This window comes from Brevundimonas phoenicis (assembly GCF_047237745.1).
In the GTDB taxonomy this organism is placed as follows: domain Bacteria; phylum Pseudomonadota; class Alphaproteobacteria; order Caulobacterales; family Caulobacteraceae; genus Brevundimonas.
Window position 1 is genome coordinate 1,377,349 of sequence record NZ_JBDFLN010000001.1, and the last position, 13,777, is coordinate 1,391,125.

Annotated in this window: 15 protein-coding genes and 1 tRNA gene; 11 read left to right on the plus strand and 5 right to left on the minus strand. The window is 67.8% G+C overall.

What is annotated here, in order from left to right; translation table 11 throughout:
* Positions 1–13: 13 nt before the first annotated feature.
* A complete protein-coding gene (locus ABC419_RS06845) occupies positions 14–1,327 on the plus strand; it encodes a hemolysin family protein (RefSeq protein ID WP_412877931.1) in 1,314 nt (437 codons plus the stop codon).
* Between the two features lie 23 nt (positions 1,328–1,350).
* Here ABC419_RS06845 and ABC419_RS06850 read toward each other — a convergent pair whose 3' ends face one another.
* The 3 genes from ABC419_RS06850 to cydD all read right to left on the minus strand — a co-directional run bounded on the left by ABC419_RS06850 (position 1,351) and on the right by cydD (position 5,220).
* Positions 1,351–1,722, minus strand: coding sequence for a hypothetical protein (locus ABC419_RS06850; protein WP_412877930.1), 372 nt, complete (start codon positions 1,720–1,722; stop codon positions 1,351–1,353).
* A gap of 193 nt (positions 1,723–1,915) precedes the next feature.
* Complete coding sequence (locus ABC419_RS06855) at positions 1,916–3,580, minus strand: amino acid ABC transporter ATP-binding/permease protein (RefSeq protein ID WP_412877929.1); 1,665 nt, start codon at positions 3,578–3,580, stop codon at positions 1,916–1,918.
* Entirely contained in the window at positions 3,577–5,220 is a 1,644-nt protein-coding gene (cydD, locus tag ABC419_RS06860) for a thiol reductant ABC exporter subunit CydD (protein WP_412877928.1), read from the minus strand. The genes ABC419_RS06855 and cydD overlap by 4 nt, the downstream gene beginning before the upstream one ends.
* 241 nt (positions 5,221–5,461) lie before the next feature.
* Between cydD and ABC419_RS06865 the strand changes: the two genes are divergently transcribed.
* The 4 genes from ABC419_RS06865 to ABC419_RS06880 all read left to right on the plus strand — a co-directional run bounded on the left by ABC419_RS06865 (position 5,462) and on the right by ABC419_RS06880 (position 9,320).
* Entirely contained in the window at positions 5,462–7,027 is a 1,566-nt protein-coding gene (locus ABC419_RS06865) for a cytochrome ubiquinol oxidase subunit I (RefSeq protein WP_412878025.1), read from the plus strand.
* Positions 7,028–7,052: 25 nt separating this feature from the next.
* Positions 7,053–8,201 carry a cytochrome d ubiquinol oxidase subunit II gene (gene cydB, locus ABC419_RS06870; RefSeq protein WP_412877927.1) on the plus strand — a complete coding sequence of 383 codons (1,149 nt, stop codon included), beginning with the start codon at positions 7,053–7,055 and terminating at the stop codon, positions 8,199–8,201.
* A gap of 22 nt (positions 8,202–8,223) precedes the next feature.
* The gene (gene cydX / locus ABC419_RS06875) at positions 8,224–8,343 is read left to right on the plus strand and encodes a cytochrome bd-I oxidase subunit CydX (protein WP_024355286.1); all 120 of its coding nucleotides are present in this window, start codon (positions 8,224–8,226) and stop codon (positions 8,341–8,343) included.
* Positions 8,344–8,666: 323 nt separating this feature from the next.
* On the plus strand, positions 8,667–9,320 hold the full coding sequence (locus ABC419_RS06880) for an OmpW/AlkL family protein (RefSeq protein WP_412877926.1): 654 nt from the start codon (positions 8,667–8,669) through the stop codon (positions 9,318–9,320).
* Between the two features lie 61 nt (positions 9,321–9,381).
* On the opposite strand, the gene ABC419_RS06885 is transcribed toward ABC419_RS06880, so the two are convergent.
* Together ABC419_RS06885 and ABC419_RS06890 are read right to left on the minus strand one after the other, a co-directional pair.
* The gene (locus ABC419_RS06885) at positions 9,382–10,122 is read right to left on the minus strand and encodes a Crp/Fnr family transcriptional regulator (RefSeq protein ID WP_292056537.1); all 741 of its coding nucleotides are present in this window, start codon (positions 10,120–10,122) and stop codon (positions 9,382–9,384) included.
* Between the two features lie 59 nt (positions 10,123–10,181).
* Positions 10,182–10,607: a hypothetical protein gene (locus ABC419_RS06890; RefSeq protein ID WP_412877925.1), complete on the minus strand. Its 426-nt coding sequence runs from the start codon at positions 10,605–10,607 to the stop codon at positions 10,182–10,184.
* Positions 10,608–10,709: 102 nt separating this feature from the next.
* On the opposite strand from ABC419_RS06890, the gene ABC419_RS06895 reads away from it, so the two are divergent.
* The 6 genes from ABC419_RS06895 (at position 10,710) to rplA (ending at position 13,735) form a co-directional block, all read left to right on the plus strand.
* Positions 10,710–11,240, plus strand: a complete 531-nt coding sequence (locus tag ABC419_RS06895; RefSeq protein WP_125902228.1) for a pyridoxamine 5'-phosphate oxidase family protein — start codon at positions 10,710–10,712, stop codon at positions 11,238–11,240.
* Positions 11,241–11,378: 138 nt separating this feature from the next.
* Positions 11,379–11,454 (plus strand) — tRNA-Trp (locus ABC419_RS06900).
* Positions 11,455–11,524: 70 nt separating this feature from the next.
* A complete protein-coding gene (gene secE, locus ABC419_RS06905; RefSeq protein WP_179205005.1) occupies positions 11,525–11,824 on the plus strand; it encodes a preprotein translocase subunit SecE in 300 nt (99 codons plus the stop codon).
* Between the two features lie 13 nt (positions 11,825–11,837).
* On the plus strand, positions 11,838–12,413 hold the full coding sequence (gene nusG / locus ABC419_RS06910; protein ID WP_003165489.1) for a transcription termination/antitermination protein NusG: 576 nt from the start codon (positions 11,838–11,840) through the stop codon (positions 12,411–12,413).
* Positions 12,414–12,610: 197 nt separating this feature from the next.
* Positions 12,611–13,042, plus strand: coding sequence for a 50S ribosomal protein L11 (rplK, locus tag ABC419_RS06915; protein ID WP_003165488.1), 432 nt, complete (start codon positions 12,611–12,613; stop codon positions 13,040–13,042).
* Between the two features lie 3 nt (positions 13,043–13,045).
* The gene (gene rplA / locus ABC419_RS06920) at positions 13,046–13,735 is read left to right on the plus strand and encodes a 50S ribosomal protein L1 (RefSeq protein WP_087139260.1); all 690 of its coding nucleotides are present in this window, start codon (positions 13,046–13,048) and stop codon (positions 13,733–13,735) included.
* Positions 13,736–13,777 lie beyond the last annotated feature (42 nt).

The following is a 13,777-nucleotide window of genomic DNA, read 5'->3' on the forward strand; positions in this document are numbered from 1 at the left end:
TTCTCCCTTTTCGATGTTGACCATCGCTATCGTCGTCGTGCTGCTGCTTGTGGTGCTGAACGGCCTTTTCGCCATGACCGAACTCGCGGTCGTGTCCTCCCGTAAATCCAAGCTTCAGAGCCGCGCCGAACGAGGCGATCGCGGCGCCCGCGCCGCGTTGAAGCTGGCCGAGGAGCCGACGCAGTTCCTTTCGGCGGTTCAGGTGGGCATCACCCTGATCGGCATTCTGGCGGGCGCCTATGGTCAGGCCGCCATCGCGGGCGAGGTGGATGACATCCTGACGGCCAATATCCCCACCCTGGCCCCCTATTCGCAGATCATCGCCACCGGCGTGGTCGTGGTGCTGATCACCTATGTCTCGCTGATCGTCGGCGAGCTGGTGCCCAAGCGCCTGGCCCTGATCTTCCCCGAGACCATCGCCTCCAAGATGGCCGGTCCGATCTCGACCCTGGCCCTGGTGATGAAGCCGTTCGTGCTGCTGCTGACGGCCTCGACTTCGGGCATCCTGAAGCTGCTGGGCGTCAAGGATCGTGACGGTTCGGACGTCACCCAGGAAGAGGTGGAGAGCATCCTAGCCGAGGGCACGTCCGCAGGCCTGATCGAGCCGGAAGAGCAGGAGATGATCGAGGAGATCCTGCGCCTGGGCGACCGGGCCGTGCGCGTGGCGATGACGCCGCGCCACGAGGTCTACTGGATCGCCCTGGACGATTCCGAAGAGACGCTGCGCGAGGAAATTCGCACCTGTCCCTATTCGCGCATCGTGGTGGCGCGGGATAACGACATCGATAATCCGCTGGGCGTCGTCCACAAGAAGGATCTGCTGGACAGCCTGCTCGACAACGGCGAGTTCAACGTCGAGAAGCTGGTGGCCGAACCGGCCTTCATCCCGCAGTCGACCTCGGTGCTGAAGGCGCTGGAGATCCTGAAGGGCTCGAAGGTGCACATGGCCTTCGTGGTCGACGAGTACGGCGCCTTTGAAGGCGTGGTCACGGCGACGGACCTGCTGGAGATGATCGCTGGCGATTTCAACGAGAGCCACGACGAGGTCGAGACGGCCGTGCGCAAGCGCGCCGACGGCACCTGGGCCGTGGATGGTCAGATCGATCTGGATGAGCTGGGCGAGGCCCTGGGCGAAGACTTCGGCGAGCATGAAGGCTTCCACACGGTGGCGGGCCTGGTGCTGCACCATCTGTCGCGCGTGCCGAACGAGGGCGACGTCCTGCAACTGGGGCGTTTCGAGGTCGAGGTCATCGACATGGACGACCGACGCATCGACAAGCTGCTGTTCCGCCCGGTGATTCACGGACAGGATGACGACGCCGCCTGATCCAGGCGGCGTCGGTTACTCGATCAGGGCCGGTCCAGCGGCTGGACCAGGGCGACCCGATAGGGACGCATGGGGCCGCCCGGCTCGGCCAGAGAGACGTATTCCCCTGGCACGAAGCGTTCGCTTTCGAGGCGGAAGCCGACGGCGTCGGCGTCCTCGCCGGGGAAGTCCAGCACCCAACGGCCGTCGGCGCCTTGAGACAGTTGGCCGACCGCCAGGGTCTCGCCGTCGCGGAAACGGCGGACGCGCGTGCGCTCGGGCGCGGCGAGCAGGGCCGGGGCGTCCAGCCGCGCCTGCTGATCTAGCGTCATGACCAGGTCATAGCCGTCGCGCGGATCGCCGTGCGGCGCATCGGCCTCGCGGGCCAACTCCAGCCGGATATGATGCAGCGTCATGGTCAGCGCCCCTTGCGGTCGGCCAGATTGCTGCTGATCACGCCATAGGCCATGGCGGCCATGAAGGTGAGGAAGAAGGCGCCCATGGCGGCGACGGGGGCGATGATTTCTGAGGGCATGGCAGTTCTCCTATGCCGACAGCAGAGCGTATCGCGGCGCCCCCCGCCTTGATGGAGATCAAAGGTCTCGCAGATCAGGCGGCGGCCTGAAGCGGTCCGGCGCTGGCCTGAACATGGCCGTCCGGGGCGATGCCGCTGACCGTCAGGGCCTGATCGCAAAGGGCCAGCGGGGCCGGGCGGTGGCTGACCAGGATCAGGCCCTGGCCGGTGCGCTGAAGGCGTTGCGACAGCCGATCCAGCACCTGGGCCTCGGTGGCGGCGTCCAGCCCTTCGGTGGGCTCGTCCAGCACCAGCCAGGGGGCGGGGCGCAGATAGGCGCGGGCCAGGCCCAGGCGCCGCCGCTCGCCGCCTGACAACCGTGCGCCGTTTTCGCCCAGAGGCGCGTCCAGGCCGCCAGGCGCGGCGCGGATGCGGTCGGCCAGTCCGGCGTCCTCCAGCACGGCCCAGAGTTGGTCGTCATCCGCCGTGGGGGCGGCCAGGCGCAGGTTCTCGCGCACTGTTCCGGCCATCAGCACCGCCTGCTGCGGCGCATAGGCGAACAGGGGCCGCACCGCATCCGGGGACAGGGCGGCCCCGTCGATTTCGGCGAAGGCGACCTCGCCCGGAACGCGCGCGCGCAGATGCATCATCCGCTCGATCAGGGTGGTCTTGCCCGCCCCGGAGCGACCCACGACGGCCAGGCGCTGAGGCGGGGTGAGGCGCAGATCAGCGGATGACAGGCGAAGGGCAGGCGCTGCGGCGGCAGGCGCCGCGATGGGCGCTTTCCCGTCCAACAGTTCGCCCAGACGCTGCACCGCGACGGCGACGGCGCCGTTCTGGCGCAGGGCGTTCAGCAGATTGCCCGCGCTCTCGACCGTGGCGACGGCGGCTAGCATGGCCAGCGCCGTCAGCGCGGGAGAGGCGGAACCGGCGGCCAACGCCGCGCCCGTGACGCCCAGCGCCATCGCCAGGGTCTGCGCGGCCGTCAGCCAGCCTCCGGCGCGAGCCAGGGCCTCGGCGGCGGCTTCGACGGCGCCGCCCTGACGGGCCAGGCGATCCACCGCCCAGTCCTTCATGCCATAGGCGTGAAGCTCGGGCGCGGCGGCGGACATGGCGGCGAAGTCGGTCTTGAAGTCGCCCATGGCCTCCTGCAGGCGGCGGCCCGCCGGTTCGGCCAGACGACGGCCCAGGACGACGCCCAGCGCCACGCTGACCACGGCGGCCAAGGCGACCGCGACGGCGGCGCGCCATCCGGCCAGCGAGGCCATCACCATGCCGGTCAGCAGGCCTGCGCCTGCACTCCACGGCGCGGACAGGCGCACGAAGCGGTCCTGCACGGCGTCCACGTCCTGCACCAGCCGGGCCGAGGCCTCGCCGCCCGCCAGCGACAGGGCGCGCGTCGTGGGGCCGCGCGCCAGGCCGTCGAACAGCTGGGGGCGCAGGGCGGCCAGGGCCTGCAGCGCCGCCTCATGCCCGGTGACGCGCTCGCCATAGCGGGAGGCGGTGCGGACGATGGCCAGGAAGCGGATGATCGCGCTGGGCACCAGATAGTTGAACACATGGGCTACGGCCGGTCCGGCTGCTCCGGCTAGGGCGGATGCGGTGATGAACCAGCCGGACACGCCCAGCAGGGCCACGGCCCCGGCCGAGACCAGCGCCCCCGTGACCGATGCAGCCAGCAGGCGCGGGAACTGGGCGCGCTCCTGGGCGCGGATCATGGCCTTGAGGCGGACGACGCCGGAAGAGGACTGAGGCTTCACAGGCGCACCACCACATCGGCCAGTTCGGCCACGGCGTCGGAATGGGTCGCGATCAGGGTCGTGCGCCCGCGCGCCGCCTCGCGGATGAGCGGCAGCAGGGCGGTCTCGGCCGCGGCGTCCAGATTGGCGGTCGGCTCGTCCAGCAGAAGCAGGGGCGAGGGCTTGAGGAAGGCGCGGGCCAGGCCCAGGCGCCGCCGCTCGCCGCCGGACAGGCCGCCGCCGCGCTCGTCGATCCGGCGATCCAGCGCGCCGTCGAGGCCCGCCTTGCGCGCGGCCTGCTCGATCTCTTCGGGCGAAGCGCCGCGTCGGGCCAGGGCGATGTTCTCGGCCAGCGTCCCCCGGATCACGACCGGCGCCTGACCGGCCCAGGCGATCCAGGCGGTCAGGTCGGGATGGTCCGACAGGCGCGCGTCGCCGACCTCGACCTCGCCGCCTGACAGAGGCGCCAGACCCAGGAAGAGGTTCAGCAGGCTGGTCTTGCCCGCACCGCTGAGGCCGGTCAGGGCGACGATGGAGCCGGGCGCGACCGTCAGATCGAAGCCGCTGAGCACCGGCGCGCCGTCATAGGCGATCGCCACGTCTTTGAAACACACGGCGGGCGCTGAGGCGGGCGGGGAGGGACGCGCGCGGGGCGTCTCGTCGGCCTGATCCAGGCGGCTGAGGGTGGGGACGGCGGATTCGGCGGCCTGACGGTCGTGATAGGCGGCGGCGAGGCGGCGCATGGGCTGATAGACCTCGGGCGCCAGGGCCAGGACGAAGAAGGCCTGCGCCAGGCTCAGTTCGTCGGGCGCGGGGAAGGGCAGCAGCTTCAGCAGGTTGAAGCCGCAGTAGACGGCGACCAATGCGACGGCCAGCGCCGAGAAGAACTCCAGCACCGCCGAGGACAGGAAGGCGACCTTCAGCACCTTGCCGGTGCGGCGGGCCAGGTCGTCCGAGGCGCGGGCGATGACGCGGGTCTGCTGTGTCTCGGCCTGAAAGGACAGGATGGCGGGCAGGGCGCGCACCCGGTCCAGAAACAGCCCCGACAGCCGCTCCAGCGCCAGGAACTGACGGCGGCTCTCGGCGCCCGCCGCCATGCCGGTCAGGGCCATGCCCAGCACGAAGGGCAGCAGGGTGAAGATCAGGATGCCGGCGGTGAAGGGGCTGACCACGCCTGCGGCCAGGATCAGGATCAGGGGCGAGACGGCCGCCGCCGTGCGGGCGGGGGTGAAGCGGGCGACGTGGCCGTCCAGGGCCTCTACGCCCTCGGCGGCGGCGGTCATGGCGGCGGCGTCGGACAGGCGGCCGCCGAGCGCGCCTGTCAGCACACGGCGACGCAGGCCGTTCTTGGCGGCGCGGGCGGCGCGGGTGTTGACGAGGACGGCGCCCTGGTTGAGCGCGGCGCGCAGGATCAGGGCGGCGACCGCCAGAATCAGGCCGGGAACGGCTTCGGCCAGCCCTTGCGGCAGGGCTCCGACGGCCAGGGCCAGTCCGGCGGCGAAGCCGATGGCGGGAACCGTGTCCGCGATCACCAGGACGCCGCCCAGGCTCATCAGGCGACGCCAGGGCGCCAGGGCGGACTTCAGCCAGGCCGCAGGCGCAGCCGTCTCTGCGATTCTCGGAGGATTCGCCTGTTGAGGGTCGACCGGCTGGGCCGTCATCACGTCTCCTGGTGCGCCATTCTGGGAAAGCGGGCCTGATCCGGCCTCATCCACCGTAACCGGCGACGATAGAGGATGGGGCAAAAAGCCTATGTGGCGAAAGGTCTTTGGGCGAAACGCCCTCTAGTTCAAGTCGCTGTCTCTGGCTTTGATCAGGATCAAGGCGCGCCAGACGGCGCTGCTTTAGGTTAGAGTAGAACGCCGGTCGATGGGGGCTGGCGGTCAGGAGCCTGGAACGATGATCGACCTGGCGGTCGTAGACCTTTCACGCCTTCAGTTCGCACTGACGGCGCTATACCACTTTCTGTTCGTGCCCCTCACATTGGGCCTCTCCTTCATGCTGGTCATCATGGAGAGCATCTATGTGATGACCCGTCGGCCGATCTGGCGGACGATCACCCGTTTCTGGGGCGCGATCTTCGGCATCAACTTCGTGCTGGGCGTCGCCACCGGCCTGACGATGGAATTCCAGTTCGGCATGAACTGGAGCTATTATTCCCACTACGTCGGGGACATCTTCGGGGCGCCGCTGGCCATTGAGGGCCTGATGGCCTTCTTCATGGAGGCGACCTTCGTCGGCCTGATGTTCTTCGGCTGGGACAAGCTGAAGCCGCACGCCCACCTGTTCGTCACCTTCATGGTTGCGCTCGGCACCAACCTGTCGGCCCTGTGGATTCTGACCGCCAACGGCTGGATGCAGAACCCGGTCGGCGCCGCCTTCAACCCCGACACCATGCGCATGGAAGTCACCGACTTCATGGCCGTGATCTTCAACCCGGTGGCCCAGGCCAAGTTCGTGCACACCGTCTCGGCCGGTTACGTCTGCGCCGCCGTGGTCGTGCTGGGCATCTCGGCCTTCTATCTGCTGAAGGGCAAGCACAAGGGCTTCGCCAAGCGGTCGATGACGGTCGCAGCGGCTTTCGGCCTGCTGTCGTCGCTGTCGGTGGTCGTTCTGGGCGATGAGTCGGGCTACGCCCTGACCGACAACCAGAAAATGAAGCTGGCCGCCCTGGAGGCCATGTGGCGCACCGAAGAGGCCCCGGCCGGTCTGACCCTGTTCGGTCTGCCCAGCCTGAAGGACCGCGAGACCCACTTCGAGGTCAAGGTGCCCTACGTCCTGGGCCTGATCTCGACGCGCAGCATCGACAAGCCTGTCGAGGGCATCCTGGAACTGGTCGCCGTCGCCGAGGACCGCATCGAACGCGGCGTCGTCGCCTATGACGCCCTGGAGAAGGTCAAGGCCGACCCCACCGACATGGCCGCGCGCGGTCAGTTCGAGACGGTCCGCAACGACCTGGGCTATGGCCTGCTGCTGAAGCGTTACGTCGAGGATCCGCGCACGGCCACGCCGCAGCAGATCCAGCAGGCCGCCTGGTCGACCGTGCCGAACGTGCCGCTGATGTTCTGGGTCTTCCGCTTCATGGCGGGCATCGGCTTCTTGATGATCGGCCTGTTCGGAACGGCCTTCATCCTGTGCACCCTGCGCAAGCATGAGACGAAGTGGTTCCTGCGCCTGGCCGTCCTGGCCATCCCGCTGCCGTGGATCGCCATCGAGTCCGGCTGGCTTCTGGCCGAAGTGGGGCGTCAGCCCTGGGCCGTGGAAGGCGTTCTGCCGACCTTCCTGGGCGCGTCCAGCCTGACCGTGACGCAGCTGTGGACCACGATCATCTGCTTCACCCTGCTGTACGGCGTGCTCGCCGTCGTCGAGGTCGGCCTGATCCTGCGCGCGGTCAAGAAGGGGCCGTTCGCCGAACAGGAAGCCCGCGAAGCCGACGCCATCACGGAAGGCGAGCCCGCGGTCGCCTGACCCGGTCGTTGAAGGAAAAAGAGAGATGGAACTCCCCCTCGACTACACCACCCTCCGCCTGATCTGGTGGGGACTGCTGGGCGTGCTGCTGATCGGCTTCGCCCTGACCGACGGGTTCGACATGGGCGTCGGCGCCCTGCTGCCCTTCGTCGCCAAGACCGACCAGGAACGCCGCATGGTGATCAACACCATCGGCGCGACCTGGGAAGGCAACCAGGTCTGGTTCATCGTCGGCGGGGCGGCGATCTTCGCCGCCTGGCCCCAGGTCTACGCCGTCAGCTTCTCGGGCTTCTACCTGGCGATGTTCCTGGTGCTGTCCGCGCTGATATTGCGGCCCGTGTCGTTCAAGTATCGCTCCAAGCGGCCTGAGGCGCGCTGGCGCTCCATGTGGGACTGGGGCCTGTTCATCGGCAGCTTCGTTCCCGCCCTGGTGTTCGGCGTGGCCGTTGGCAACGTCCTGCTGGGCGCGCCCTTCCGCCTGGATAGCGACCTGCGCAGCTTCTACGAAGGCAGCCTGCTGGGCCTGTTCACCCCCTTCACCCTGATCTGCGGCCTGCTGTCTGTCTCCATGCTGGTGTTGCACGGCGCGGCCTGGCTGGCGATCAAGGGCGAAGAAGGCCCGGTGCTGAAGCGCGCCCGCGCCATCGGCACCGTCGCCGGCGCGGCCAGCCTGGTGCTGTTCGCCATCGGCGGCGCCATGGTGGCCTTCGGCGACATGGGTTTCCGCATCACCGGCGTGGTGGACACGGCGGGCGCCTCCAACCCGCTGCGTACGGCGGTCGAGGCCGCGCCCGGCGCCTGGATGGACAACTACGGCCGCTATCCGTGGATGATCATCGCTCCGGTTCTGGGTTTCGTCGGCGCTGCGATCGGTCTGCTGGGGATGTGGCGCAAGTCGGCGGTGATGGCCTTCGGCGGCTCGTCGGCCTCGGCGGTCGGGATCATCTCGACGGTCGGCCTGTCGATGTTCCCCTTCATCCTGCCCAGCTCGATCAACGCCCAGTCCAGCCTGACGGTGTGGAACGCCTCGTCCAGCCATACGACCCTGTTCATCATGCTGATCGTGGTGGCGGTCTTCCTGCCCTTCGTCCTGCTCTACACCTCCTGGGTCTACAAGGTGCTGTGGGGCCGTTCGACCGAGGCTGAGCTGAAGACCAACCCCGACCTCTACTGATCCCGCGAAAGGAGATCGTCTCATGTGGTATTTCGCCTGGATCCTGGGCCTCGGCCTGGCGGTGGCCTTCGGCGTCCTGAACGGCCTGTGGCACGAGTTTCGCCTGTTCGATGAAGGCGACGAGGGTCACTCGGAACCCTGATCCCCGTCATCTGACGAACTGACTGAATGATCCCCTTCGGCGCAGGCCGGAGGGGATTTTTCATGACCCCTACAACCGCTTATCCCGGCGGACGCCGGGATCCAGTGCTTTGGCTTCAAGGGGCGTCTCTGAACGGCCAGGTTTCTGGCTTGCATCCTCACTGGATCCCGGCGTCCGCCGGGATGAGCGGGAATAAGAAGATATTTTTATAAATATCCGTCACTTGCGTTGGATCAAGGCGGCGTGAGGCGAGCAGGGGCAGGGTCGTGCAGACATCGAAGCCGGGCCCTCTTCCGACCCGGCGAATGTCGGGGATTGAACCGATGAAGACCGCTGCCGCATTGATCGCTTCCGTCAGCCTGCTGGCCGTCGCGGGCGCCGCCTCGGCCCAGAACGCCGCGCCTGAACAGGTAGGCAAGGGCTCGCTGATCGTCACCGCCCGCATGACCGGCGTCCTACCGCAGGCCGATGACGCCATCGTCACCGCCGCCGGGGTCGACAGCGGCCTGAAGGTCGATGTCGGCGACGACTGGATGCCGACGCTGGGCTTCACCTATTTCGTCGCCGACCACTGGGCCGTCGAGGCGATCCTGGGCGCGACCCAGCACGAGGTCCGCGCCCAGGGCGGGGCGACCGACGTGGCCGTGCATGAGGCCTGGGTGCTGCCGCCGGTGGTGACGCTGCAATACCGGCCGACGCCGAACGCGACGGTCAGCCCCTATGTCGGGGCGGGCGTCAGCTACATGGCCTTCTTCAGCGGCAAGGATAAGAACGGCTTCGAGGTCGATCTGGATGACGGCTTCGGCGTCGCGCTTCAGGCCGGGGCGGACTGGAACATTTCCGGCCCGTGGACGCTGAACCTGGACGCCAAGAAGGTGTGGTTCGACACGGACGCCAAGATCAACGGCGGCGCGCTGAAGAGCAGCGTCAGCCTGGATCCCTGGGTCGTGTCGGTGGGCGTCGGTCGCAAGTTCTGAAGCCGATGCGGGGAGGGGCGCGGAACGTCAGGCCGCGTCCCCCTATCCCTCTAGCCCAAGATCAGGCGGCGCCTTCGCCCAGGGCCTTCAGCGCGGCCGGGTCGGGCAGGGCGACGTCATTGCCCGGCAGAAGCTGGATCAGGCCCGAGGTCTTGAACTGGGTGAAGACCCGGCTGACGGTCTCGATCGTCAGGCCCAGATAGTCGGCGATGTCCAGCCGCGTCATCGGCAGGTGGACGTGGCCCACGGCGCCGCCCAACTGCACCTGACGCTCGGACAGGCGGGTCAGGAAGCTGGCCAGCCGCTCGCGCGCCGTCTTGCGGCCCAGCAGGACGATCTGCTCCTGCGCCGCCATCAGCTCGTCCCCGGCCAGGGCCACCAGACGGTGCTCCAGCGCGGGCAGGGCGTTCAGCAGTTGATCGAAGTCGCCGCGCCGGAAGCGGCAGGCGTTCAGCGGGGTCAAGGCTTCGGCAGTGAAGCTGGACGGCCCGCGTCCGCCCAGGCCGAGGAAGTCGCCCTGGAACAGAAAGCCGGTGATCTGGCGTCGTCCGTCGGGCAGCAGGCGATACAGCTTCACCGCCCCGTCCACGACGTTGAAGACATAGGGGTTCGGATCGCCCTCGTGGAACAGGGCCTGGCCCGGCTGGGCGGTGACGTTTTCGCTGGCGCAGGCCATGCTCTGCAGCTCATGACCCTTCAGGTCCGCGCACACGCCCAGCGGGCGGGCGCCGCAGGTGGAGCAGGGATGGACGTCTTCCAGACGCACCTCTTCGATTTCGGCCTGGGCCGCAGCGGTGTTCACGAACGTCGTCTCCCGAATAGCGCGGCAGTCTAGGCGATAGGGGCCTGATTCCGAATAGGTCAGCCTGTCCTAGCCGTCAGTTCGGCGGCGCAGTCCGGCGCGATGGCTTCCTCGGCGTAGCGCAGCCGGGCGCCCAACTGGCAGGCCAGGGCGGTCAGTTCGACGGCCAGGCTCTGCCGCACCAGGGGCCGCACGCCCATTTCACGCACCACGAAGGGACCGGCCCACAGGGTCTCGCCGTACTCCAGATCGGGCTGCCGCCACCAACTGACGAAGCCCAGCACCCCGCCGCGCTGGTTGCGCGCGCTGAGGATGCCCCGGCTTTCCGGGGCGGCGCGCCAGGCGGTCAGAAAGGCGTCCCACTGGGCCGGCTCCAGATTGGGCCGCCACAGCCGCGCCAGGGCGAAGGCGGCGGGCGCCTCGGCTTCGCTGAGGGGGGCCACCTCCAGGCGAGGCGTATCGGACGCGAAGCGGGACTCTGTCATGGGGGCATTGGAACCGAAGCGGCGTCCAGTCGCCTTGATCTGCGTCAAGGCTGCATCGAAGCTGCCCAGCCAAACTGCGTCGTCATCTTCCGGAGAAACGCCATGAGCTCGACCTCGCGCATCACCCCGATCCATGGCGGCGCGGTGGCCGCCATCCTCAAGCTGCTGGACAGCCAGAAGCTGATGACCCTGGCCGTGAACCGCGCCGACGGACGGCCGCAGGCGGCGACGCTGGGCTATCTGAACGACGGGCTGAACCTCTATTTCGTCACCGCCCGCGACAGCGAGAAGCTGAAGAACCTGACCGCCGACCCGCGCGTCGGCGTGGCCGTGCGGGGCGTGGGCGAGGAAGGGGAGGCGGTCGGCGTCTCCATCGACGGCCGCGCCGAGGAGGTCACGGACGGCGACGAGGTGAAGCGGCTGAACGACCTGATCATCGCCCGCTCGCCCGACCTCAGCCCCTGGGCGCCGGGCGGCGACGCCGTGGCGGTGGTCAAGGTGATTCCCGAAGAGATCGAGGCGGTGGCGGTGGTGGACGGCCGCAGCCGGGCCCAGACCTTCTCGATCGGCGATTCCGACGCCCTGGTGAAAGGGCTGAGCTATGAGCCCAGCGCCGTGGCGCGTCTGTTCTGAGGAAAATCCGCGACTTCGCGCGTCTGCGGCGCAGATGGCCCTTGAAATGACCGTGGGGCTCGGGCATACGCCCCCCTCTGGCGAGGGTCGCGCCGCTGGGTGGTTATCCACGGCGCGCTGATCTTTGTCCGGGACACTAGGAGTGTAGCTCAGCTGGTAGAGCATCGGTCTCCAAAACCGAGGGCCGGGGGTTCGAGTCCCTCCACTCCTGCCATTCCCCCTGTTGCGATCGCCTGGGACTTCCCATGTGGAGCAGCGGGATCCAGAGGTTGAAGAGACGTCAAATGGCCAAGGCGAAGACCCCGGGCGGCCGCCGCACCACGGGGACCAAGACCGCAGCAGCCGCGCAAGGCGCAGCGACCGTGGCCGTCGACGCGCCCGCGCCGAAGAAGAAGACGTCCATTCCGCAGTTCATCAGCGAAGTTCGCGCTGAAGCCCGCAAGATCGTGTGGCCCAGCCGCAAGGAGACCTGGATCACCTCGGTGATGGTCTTCATCATGGTGCTGATCGCCGCCGCCTTCTTCTGGATCGTGGACACGGGTCTGGGCTTCGCTTCCCGCTTTATTCTCGGCCTTGGCCAATAAAGGAGCCGCGCACATGACTGATGCAGCGCCCAAGCCGGCGGCCAACCCCCGCCACAAGTGGTACATCGTCCACGCCTATTCGAACTTCGAGAAGAAGGTCGCCGAGCAATTGCGCGACCAGGCCAAGCAGCAGGGCCTGGAAGACGCCTTCTCCGAAATCCTGGTTCCGACCGAGGACGTCATCGAGATCCGCCGCGGCAAGAAGGTCAACGCCGAGCGCAAATTCTTCCCGGGCTACGTCCTGGTGAAGATGGAGATGACCGACGAGGCCTATCACCTGGTCAAGAACACGCCGAAGGTCACGGGCTTCCTGGGCGCCGCGGGCGGCACCAAGCCCCTGCCGGTCTCGGAACGTGAAGTTCAGAACATCATCGGCCAGGTGGAAGAGGGCGTCGAGCGTCCGAAGCCCACCATCCGCTTCGACATCGGCGAGAACGTCAAGGTCATCGACGGCCCGTTCGCCAGCTTCGACGGTCAGGTCGAAAGCGTCGACGAAGAGAACGCCCGCCTGCGCGTGGCCGTCTCGATCTTCGGCCGCCCGACCCCGGTCGAGCTGGAGTACAATCAGGTGGAGAAGGTCAGCGCCTGATCGGCCGCTGACGCCACGCAGAGATCGGGACCGTCTTCGGGCGGTCCCGTTTGCGTTTTCAGGGCCTGCCTGCTAAACGCGCGCCTTCGCTGGACGGCCTTCGAGTCGCCCGGCGTCAAATCCGTGGAAGGCAGCCATGCCGCACCACGGCTCACCGGCCGGGCGCATCGTCGCCGGGTCATTCATAGGAGAGACCAATGGCCAAGAAGATTCTCGGCTATATCAAGCTGCAAGTGCCGGCCGGTTCGGCCACGCCTTCGCCCCCGATCGGCCCGGCTCTGGGTCAACGCGGCGTGAACATCATGGGCTTCTGCAAGGAGTTCAACGCGCGGACCGAGAAGGAAGCCAAGGGCACCCCGCTTCCGACCGTCATCACCGTCTATCAGGACAAGTCGTTCACCTTCATCACCAAGACGCCGCCGGCGACCTGGTATCTGAAGCAGGCCGCTGGCATCAAGTCGGGCGCCAAGCTCGTCGGCCGCGAGTTCGCCGGCAAGATCACGCAGACGCAACTGCGCGAAATCGCCGAGAAGAAGATGAAAGACCTGAACGCGAACGACCTGGACGCCGCGTCGCGCATCATCGAGGGCTCGGCCCGCGCCATCGGCATTCAAGTGGTGGAGGGCTAAGACATGGCTAAGCTGACCAAAGCCCATAAGGCCCGCACGGGCGTCACCGAAGACCTGCTGGTCTTCTCGGACGCCATCAAGCTGGTGAAAGACAACGCCAAGGCCAAGTTCGACGAGTCGATCGAAATCGCCATCAACCTGGGCGTCGACCCGCGTCACGCCGACCAACAGGTCCGCGGCGTGGTGAACCTGCCCTCGGGCACCGGCCGTGACGTCCGCGTCGCCGTCTTCGCCAAGGACGCCAAGGCTGATGAAGCCAAGGCCGCCGGCGCCGAGCACGTCGGCGCTGAAGACCTGTACGAGAAGATCGCCGGCGGCTTCATGGACTTCGACCGCGTGATCGCGTCGCCGGACATGATGGCCCTGGTTGGTCGTCTGGGTAAGGTGCTGGGCCCGCGCGGCCTGATGCCGAACCCGAAGGTCGGCACCGTGACCCCGAACGTCGCTCAGGCCGTCAAGGACGCCAAGGGCGGCGCCGTCGAGTTCCGCGTCGAGAAGGCGGGCATCGTCCACGCCGGCATCGGCAAGGCCTCCTTCACCCAGGACGCCCTGGAAGCCAACGTCAAGGCCATCGTGGACGCCCTCGTCCGCGCCAAGCCGTCGGGCGCCAAGGGCACCTATGTGAAGCGCATCGCCCTGTCCTCGACGATGGGCCCGGGCTTCAAGATCGACCCGGCTTCGCTGGGCGCCTGATCCGGCTTCACAGCTAAGAATGACGACGGCCCCGGAAGAGCG

Bases quoted from the DNA above. Each gene is read 5' to 3' on its own strand.
- secE (WP_179205005.1), top strand. From the start codon at position 11,525: ATGGCCAAGGCGAAGACCCCGGGCGGCCGCCGCACCACGGGGACCAAG.
- ABC419_RS06850 (WP_412877930.1), bottom strand. From the start codon at position 1,722: ATGACGCTGCATCATATCCGGCTGGAGTTGGCCCGCGAGGCCGATGCG.
- ABC419_RS06890 (WP_412877925.1), bottom strand. From the start codon at position 10,607: ATGACAGAGTCCCGCTTCGCGTCCGATACGCCTCGCCTGGAGGTGGCC.
- ABC419_RS06845 (WP_412877931.1), top strand. From the start codon at position 14: ATGTTGACCATCGCTATCGTCGTCGTGCTGCTGCTTGTGGTGCTGAAC.
- nusG (WP_003165489.1), top strand. From the start codon at position 11,838: ATGACTGATGCAGCGCCCAAGCCGGCGGCCAACCCCCGCCACAAGTGG.
- cydX (WP_024355286.1), top strand. From the start codon at position 8,224: ATGTGGTATTTCGCCTGGATCCTGGGCCTCGGCCTGGCGGTGGCCTTC.
- ABC419_RS06880 (WP_412877926.1), top strand. From the start codon at position 8,667: ATGAAGACCGCTGCCGCATTGATCGCTTCCGTCAGCCTGCTGGCCGTC.
- rplK (WP_003165488.1), top strand. From the start codon at position 12,611: ATGGCCAAGAAGATTCTCGGCTATATCAAGCTGCAAGTGCCGGCCGGT.
- cydB (WP_412877927.1), top strand. From the start codon at position 7,053: ATGGAACTCCCCCTCGACTACACCACCCTCCGCCTGATCTGGTGGGGA.
- rplA (WP_087139260.1), top strand. From the start codon at position 13,046: ATGGCTAAGCTGACCAAAGCCCATAAGGCCCGCACGGGCGTCACCGAA.
- cydD (WP_412877928.1), bottom strand. From the start codon at position 5,220: ATGACGGCCCAGCCGGTCGACCCTCAACAGGCGAATCCTCCGAGAATC.
- ABC419_RS06895 (WP_125902228.1), top strand. From the start codon at position 10,710: ATGAGCTCGACCTCGCGCATCACCCCGATCCATGGCGGCGCGGTGGCC.